Source organism: Sulfuricurvum sp. (assembly GCF_036279695.1).
Classification (GTDB): Bacteria; Campylobacterota; Campylobacteria; order Campylobacterales; family Sulfurimonadaceae; genus Sulfuricurvum.
Genome location: NZ_DASUIQ010000074.1, coordinates 1 through 6,480, shown reverse-complemented (window position 1 = coordinate 6,480; position 6,480 = coordinate 1). Strand labels below are relative to the sequence as shown.

The following is a 6,480-nucleotide window of genomic DNA, read 5'->3' as shown; positions in this document are numbered from 1 at the left end:
ACTACCATTATCTCTGCCATGGCGAGCGGATGCAGCGTCCAAGAACACACTCGAACTCAGCTCCCGTATGCTCTGATTGCAGCCGGAATATCACTCATTTTATTTATTCTATTTGGAATCGCACTAACATGACAAAAGCCTCTCTCCTCCTCCTCGAAGACGACCCGAACCTCTCGGAGAGCGTCAGCGAATATCTCGAAGAGCAAGGCTATCATGTCACTTGTGTGTATGATGCAACTTCTGCCGAAGATACCCTGTATGAGCACAAATTCGATCTCTTGCTTCTCGATGTCAACGTTCCGAACGGAAACGGATTTTCGTTGCTCAAAGCAAGCCGAAAAGAGGGAAATATTACCCCCGCTATTTTTATCACCTCCCGCAATGCGATGCAGGATGTCGAAGAGGGATTCGAGAGCGGCGGGGATGATTATATCCGTAAACCTTTCGCCCTAAAAGAGTTGCTTCTGCGGATTCAAACGATTCTCAAGCGGAATTTTTACCATAATCCGACCAATGCCCTTACCCTTGGTGAAGCGATCACGTATGACATCGATAATCAAGTGCTAACCATCAACGGCAGTATTCAAAACCTACAGCTCAAAGAACACAAGCTTCTCAAACTCTTTATCCAGCATCGCAACGAATTACTATCTCATGAAATGATTATGGAGCATCTTTGGGACTATGATGAAACCCCTAGCGATGGAAGTCTACGCACCTATATTAAAACGCTCCGCAAACTCCTCGGAAAGGATTCCATTGTCAGCCACAAGCGCCTCGGGTATCAATTTCGCTAAATACCGTACCCTCAAAAGCTTCCTGATTCTCTATGGGGTGATGTCGGTTCTGATCCTCGCATTGCTGGGCATTCTCTATTTCCAATACGCCAAAACGGTTATGCTCTCATCGCATCGTCTCGCGATGCAGCTCGAATCGGAAAGCTATGTCCCAAAACTCAAACGGTGGCTCGAAAATGATCGCAATCTCTCCACCTTTCCCAAAGATTTAGCCTATACAACCGCTCTTTACGGGTACGATCAAAAATCGATTGTTTCTCGATTGAATACTAATACTATCATCGATTTCAAAGAGAACATCTACCTCTCATCCAATCATGTCTATCTCATCATCCCCCTTGCCCCCTACGGAATGGGGGAGTTTTATCTGATTTTTGAAACCGAAGATGATGGACTATGGCGACAGCAGACGCTGGAGATCACCCTCATTTTCGGAGCGGTGTTATTTTTGATGCTTGTCGCAGTGGGATACCTCCTCTCCCGTTTGATCCTCCGACCGATGAACGAAGCGATAGCCCTGCTCGACGATTTTATCAAAGACACTACCCATGAGCTCAATACCCCCGTTAGCGCCATCCTCACCAATATAGAAGCTCTGCATGAGAGTGAGTTATCGCCTGCGATCCAAAAAAAACTCAAACGGATAGAGATCGCTTCACGTACTATCTCTACCCTCTACGATGATCTCACCTACCTCATCCTCAACCACGATTTAGCGGTAGAAAATAGAGAGCTTAATCTGAGTGATCTTTTGTATGAAAGAGTAGAATATTTCCGCCACCGGATCGAACAAAAAAAGATCACATTGAAACTGGCAATCGAGAGGGATATAACGCTCATGATCGATCACACCAAAGCAACCCGTTTGATCGATAATCTCATCTCCAACGCCATCAAATACAATCAAATGGAGGGGACGATTTCGCTTACTCTCCACCAAGGGGTTCTATGTGTTGAAGACAGCGGTATCGGCATTCCCGATGCGATGATCGAGCGGGTATTCGAACGCTATACGCGCGCCGATAAAAGTGTGGGGGGATTCGGGATAGGTCTTAATATCGTCGCGATGATCGCCAAAGAGTATGATTTGAAAATCACTATTGAATCGGAAGAGAGAGTGGGGACGAAGATTTGTGTGGAGTGGGAATAATCCTCTGCGTGAACAGAGGAAAATGACGAAAACAAAAAAGATTGGCTACGACGGCTCGTAGCAGCTAAAAAAGATTACTTGAGACCCGCAACGTAATCGGCGATCGTTTTCATATCCGCATCACTTAGGGTTGCCGTTTGACCTTTCATGATCGCACCCATCCCTTTGGTATTGCGCGTTCCCGCTTTATAGCCTTTGAGGGCATCGAGGGTTTTTGCTGAACTCCATCCGGCAATCACTTCCGATTTACCTAAAGCCGCTTTTTCACCTTTGGCACCGTGACACGCCGCACATTTTTGATACAGAGCACTGCCCTCAGCAGCGCTCAACATAACTGTAAGTCCAAGAATTACTATTAACGTTTTCATACTAAATCCTTTTTTTGTGTCTTATTTTTCAACCGCAACTCGGTACATTGCCCGAATCACTGCCGTATTCTTTGGCGAAATCACCAACATCTTGAAGCTGACTTTTCATTGATGGATTGCTCAAAATAGTTGCCGCAGACGGAAACCGTTCACTGTACTCTTTGATAAACCCTGCACCATCATTTGCAAAAAGCTCTTCCCATTCTGCCACCGTATGTTCAGCGGCAAACTTCGTTCCGTTCATGTTGAATTTCGCTTTGAGCGTTTTTAGATATGCTTTTTGACCCGCTTTAGCATCCGCTGAAGCAACCGTAGCACTGAGTGCTGCTACCAACAAGATTGAAAGTAACTTATTCATCTTTTTCTCCTTTTTCTAAAAGCTTCTCTTGCGAGATTCTCTTTTGATGAGAGCAGTATAAAAAGTGATTGTGAAGTGATTGTGGAACGTTATCGGAGGTTTTCGAGGCGATTGATCAATTCGACGGTTTGTTTCTCTTGCTCGTACAAAGCGAAGCTTTTACGAACGTACGCTTGGAGGAGAAGCTTGAGATCATTGTTCCCCTCGTAAGCGAAATCCTGTTTCATTTGCGCCGTCAAAAAGCGGGCAAAATCTTCCTCGACATCAATGTCGTAACGCTTGGCATTGAGAGTGAGGGATACTTTGGTCTTCATCCAAGTAGGCTTTCGATTTTAGAGACGATCGCTTCGATTTCAACGTCTTTTGCGGCAAGTTCATCTTTGTACATTTTAATCTCGTCGTCTTTGGACGCGAGTGCCCCATGCAAACGCTGGATTTCGGCATCTTTGTTCTCTTCGTTGCCGCGCATGGATGCACTCTCTGAGCGAAGGGTTTCAAGCTCCTCTTTGAGCGCGGCTTGTTTTTCAACCATATCGGTAATAAGTGTTGTCAGTTTTTCAAGTGGAGTGGGATTAAATAGCATAATGAACCTTGAGGATATAAAGTCTTGAGTATAATTTTATCACAGTTTAACGTTGGATACCCCGTTCTTCTGAGAAACAAGGTAAAATTCTAAGCGTTCACGATACTTTTACATAAAGAATATTGCTATTTATGCTTTTTAACTCTTATATTTTTATCTTTGCTTTTTTGCCTATTATGCTGGTTGGCTATTTTTTGCTTTTACGTCAACGGTTGGTTTTGGGTTCAAAAATCTGGTTAGTAGGAGGAAGCCTTTTCTTTTATGGCTATTGGAGTGCTATTTATATTCCGCTGCTGTTGGGAAGTATCTTCGTCAATTTCTTTGTAGGATCAGTATTTTCGGATAAATATCCATTGAAAATATCCAGAAAAGCGCTTCTTGTTTTTGGGATACTCTTTAACATCGCCCTTCTCGGTTTTTTTAAGTACACAGACTTTTTTTTAGAAAACTTTAACGGTATTTTTGCGGCAAATATTCCCCTACCGCACATCGTATTACCCCTCGGGATCAGTTTTTTCACGTTTACCCAAATAGCCTTTTTGGTCGATGCCTATAAAAATGAAGTAAAAGAGTATAACCTCCTGCACTATATGCTTTTCGTCACCTACTTCCCCCACCTTTTAGCCGGTCCGATCTTACATCACAAAGAGATGATGCCGCAATTTGCCAATAAGTGGAATTTCGCGGTTAGATGGCGGAATATCACTATCGGTCTTTTTCTTTTTTCAATCGGCTTATTCAAAAAAGTGGTCATTGCCGATACGTTTGCACAGTGGGCGAATGCAGGATTTGATACCTCAACAATCCTCAATTTTTTCGAAGCATGGGCAACCAGCCTGAGCTATACCCTCCAGTTGTATTTTGACTTCAGCGGGTATGTCGATATGGCTATCGGTATGAGTCTAATGTTTAATATTCGTCTCCCCCTCAACTTTAACTCCCCCTACAAAGCCAAAGACATTCAAGATTTTTGGAGACGATGGCATATTACCCTTTCGCGCTTTTTGAGAGACTACATCTATATCCCCTTGGGAGGAAATAAAGTTTCACGCATCAGAAACTATCTCAACCTCTTTAGTGTCTTTTTTATCGGCGGTATCTGGCACGGGGCATCTTGGATGTTTGTCATATGGGGAGCATTGCACGGATTCGCTATCGTGATTCACCGTCTTTGGAAAGATCTCGGCTTTAGAATGTGGGGATGGCTCGGATGGTTTATCACCTTCAATTTTGTCAATATCGCGTGGGTCTTTTTCAGAGCCGAAAACTGGGAGTCCGCACAAAAAGTGCTCGTCGGTATGCTAGGTTTGAACGGGGTGATGCTTCCGAATGCACTCGCGAACAAACTACCGTTTTTGGAAAACTACGGCATTCAGTTCGGCTCTTGGCTGAGGGCAACCGATATGAACACGATCACCGATCCCCTCTTTTTAGCCTTTTTTATCGTTTTTGCGGTGTGGTCAAAAAACTCTACCTATTTTAGCTCGGTCATGAAAACGGATAGAGTGCATCAAATCGCCATCTCCTTGATGTTGTTTGCAGGGATAATCATGCTTGAACGCCATAGTGAATTTTTATATTTTAGGTTTTAACAAGATGAAAAACAAATCCTTTTTACTCTCTGTCTTTTATGCCGTATCGATATTGTTTTCCCTGTTAATCGCATTCAACTATTTCTTTGACAGTTACGGTTTTTTTAAGAAGAACCGTACGATAGATGATGCCGCACGAGCGATTGCAAACCAAAGAAGTATAACCGGACTTCAAAATTACGATGAACGTATTTTTCAAAAAAAAGTCTTTCAAAACTTCCTGCAAAAACCCAAATGTATCGTACTCGGCTCCTCCAGAAGCATGATGATCGAATCAAAAATGGTCCCCCATAACAGGGGGTTTTTCAACCACTCCGTCTCCGGTGCCAGCATCGAAGATCATATGGCGATCATCGCTCTTTATGAGAAAAACAAAGCTTTGCCGAATAAAGTGATCCTAAGTGTAGACCCTTGGCTCTTTAACAAAAATAATAATCAAACGAGATGGAAAAGCCTAAAAAATGAGTATGAGTATGCACTCTTGGCTTTGTCACATGCACCTACTAAAAAAGCGGCTGAAAATAACGATAAAAACATCTATTGGCAATTAATCAATTATGAAAATACAAAAAACAACCTCTTAAACTTTCAAAATACCCTGCACGATAAAAACACTCTCAAAATCATTAGCGATGAAGATGTCGATGCAATGATCAAACGAGGCGATGGCTCTATTGCCTATCCTTTTAAAATCAGACATCAAAACGACACGGAGACACTCAAACTCGCGAAAAGCTACTGTTCCGCTCCGATATACAGTGTCGAAAATTTCAATGAATTATCCAATACCTCTTTGTTTGAGCAATTAATCACCCACCTGCAAAACAACGGTGTAGAAGTTGTACTCTTTTTGCCCCCCTATCACCCTATTGCGTACCGCTACTTTTTAAACCATCCGAAATACAAATATGTTCTTGAGGCTGAAACCTATCTACAAACACTCTCACACAAACAAAATATACCTCTCTTCGGTTCCTATAATCCCGATCTATATGGCTTGACCTCGACTGATTTTACCGACGGTATGCATGCTAAAACATCCGCACTTCAAAAAATTCTACAGAAATAGTTTTCACTGTAATTTGATACTTTCACTCGATCAAAATCTGTAAACAAATTTATGCGAGTTTTATACGAGTAAATTGTTTTATATTTCTTCTGTTTAAACGAAGGAGTATTTATGAAAAGTATTCATGTTGTTGTAATCGGAGGAGGATATGGTGGTATCCGTGCCATAGAACGATTGACCACCAATAGCGACATACGAATCACACTAATCGATAAAAATCCGTATCACTATATGCAGCCTGAAGTGTATGATTTCATCGCTAACAAAGTCGATATGTCCGATATCATTATCGATCTCCCCTCGTTATGCAAAAGTTTTGGATTAGTCGAATTTATCTGCGATGAAGCTACCGGTATCGATCCACAAACGTCAACTGTCTCCTTATCGACCCAAAGTATCCGTTTTGACTATCTTATAATCGCGAATGGAAGCCGAACCCATTTCCCTGATGTAATCAAAGGGCTTCGAGAACATACACATGGGGTGAAAAGTATCCCAGCAGCTTTAAATTTTAAACAGCAGTTTGAACGGGCTCTGCTCAACCGTATCGAAACTCAAACCCG

Annotated in this window: 10 protein-coding genes; 6 read left to right on the top strand and 4 right to left on the bottom strand. The window is 42.5% G+C overall.

Features of this window, described 5'->3' with window-relative positions:
* Positions 1-18: 18 nt before the first annotated feature.
* Genes VFW36_RS07735 through VFW36_RS07725 form a run of 3 tightly spaced genes read left to right on the top strand, consistent with a single transcriptional unit; the run spans position 19 to position 1,947 of the window.
* Entirely contained in the window at positions 19-132 is a 114-nt protein-coding gene (locus tag VFW36_RS07735) for a hypothetical protein (protein ID WP_414720273.1), read from the top strand.
* Positions 129-797, top strand: coding sequence for a response regulator transcription factor (locus VFW36_RS07730; RefSeq protein WP_329658236.1), 669 nt, complete (start codon positions 129-131; stop codon positions 795-797). Before VFW36_RS07735 ends, VFW36_RS07730 begins: the two co-directional genes overlap by 4 nt.
* On the top strand, positions 760-1,947 hold the full coding sequence (locus tag VFW36_RS07725; RefSeq protein WP_329658235.1) for a HAMP domain-containing sensor histidine kinase: 1,188 nt from the start codon (positions 760-762) through the stop codon (positions 1,945-1,947). Before VFW36_RS07730 ends, VFW36_RS07725 begins: the two co-directional genes overlap by 38 nt.
* Before the next feature lie 74 nt (positions 1,948-2,021).
* Here the strand turns inward: VFW36_RS07725 and VFW36_RS07720 are convergent, their stop codons facing one another.
* The 4 genes from VFW36_RS07720 to VFW36_RS07705 all read right to left on the bottom strand — a co-directional run bounded on the left by VFW36_RS07720 (position 2,022) and on the right by VFW36_RS07705 (position 3,256).
* Positions 2,022-2,315: a c-type cytochrome gene (locus VFW36_RS07720; protein ID WP_329658234.1), complete on the bottom strand. Its 294-nt coding sequence runs from the start codon at positions 2,313-2,315 to the stop codon at positions 2,022-2,024.
* Positions 2,316-2,343: 28 nt separating this feature from the next.
* Positions 2,344-2,673 carry a hypothetical protein gene (locus VFW36_RS07715; RefSeq protein WP_329658233.1) on the bottom strand — a complete coding sequence of 110 codons (330 nt, stop codon included), beginning with the start codon at positions 2,671-2,673 and terminating at the stop codon, positions 2,344-2,346.
* Positions 2,674-2,762: 89 nt separating this feature from the next.
* Positions 2,763-2,987 carry a hypothetical protein gene (locus tag VFW36_RS07710; RefSeq protein ID WP_329658232.1) on the bottom strand — a complete coding sequence of 75 codons (225 nt, stop codon included), beginning with the start codon at positions 2,985-2,987 and terminating at the stop codon, positions 2,763-2,765.
* Positions 2,984-3,256, bottom strand: a complete 273-nt coding sequence (locus VFW36_RS07705; RefSeq protein WP_329658231.1) for a hypothetical protein — start codon at positions 3,254-3,256, stop codon at positions 2,984-2,986. The genes VFW36_RS07710 and VFW36_RS07705 overlap by 4 nt, the downstream gene beginning before the upstream one ends.
* 131 nt (positions 3,257-3,387) lie before the next feature.
* Between VFW36_RS07705 and VFW36_RS07700 the strand changes: the two genes are divergently transcribed.
* From VFW36_RS07700 to VFW36_RS07690, 3 genes are all read left to right on the top strand, one after another.
* Complete coding sequence (locus tag VFW36_RS07700) at positions 3,388-4,848, top strand: MBOAT family protein (RefSeq protein WP_329658230.1); 1,461 nt, start codon at positions 3,388-3,390, stop codon at positions 4,846-4,848.
* 4 nt (positions 4,849-4,852) lie between these two features.
* Complete coding sequence (locus VFW36_RS07695) at positions 4,853-5,917, top strand: DUF1574 family protein (protein WP_329658229.1); 1,065 nt, start codon at positions 4,853-4,855, stop codon at positions 5,915-5,917.
* A gap of 111 nt (positions 5,918-6,028) precedes the next feature.
* A partial coding sequence (locus tag VFW36_RS07690) for an FAD-dependent oxidoreductase (RefSeq protein WP_329658228.1) occupies positions 6,029-6,480 on the top strand: 452 nt, incomplete at its 3' end.

Bases quoted from the DNA above. Each gene is read 5' to 3' on its own strand.
- VFW36_RS07730 (WP_329658236.1), top strand. From the start codon at position 129: ATGACAAAAGCCTCTCTCCTCCTCCTCGAAGACGACCCGAACCTCTCG.
- VFW36_RS07715 (WP_329658233.1), bottom strand. From the start codon at position 2,673: ATGAATAAGTTACTTTCAATCTTGTTGGTAGCAGCACTCAGTGCTACG.
- VFW36_RS07710 (WP_329658232.1), bottom strand. From the start codon at position 2,987: ATGAAGACCAAAGTATCCCTCACTCTCAATGCCAAGCGTTACGACATT.
- VFW36_RS07695 (WP_329658229.1), top strand. From the start codon at position 4,853: ATGAAAAACAAATCCTTTTTACTCTCTGTCTTTTATGCCGTATCGATA.
- VFW36_RS07735 (WP_414720273.1), top strand. From the start codon at position 19: ATGGCGAGCGGATGCAGCGTCCAAGAACACACTCGAACTCAGCTCCCG.
- VFW36_RS07705 (WP_329658231.1), bottom strand. From the start codon at position 3,256: ATGCTATTTAATCCCACTCCACTTGAAAAACTGACAACACTTATTACC.
- VFW36_RS07720 (WP_329658234.1), bottom strand. From the start codon at position 2,315: ATGAAAACGTTAATAGTAATTCTTGGACTTACAGTTATGTTGAGCGCT.
- VFW36_RS07700 (WP_329658230.1), top strand. From the start codon at position 3,388: ATGCTTTTTAACTCTTATATTTTTATCTTTGCTTTTTTGCCTATTATG.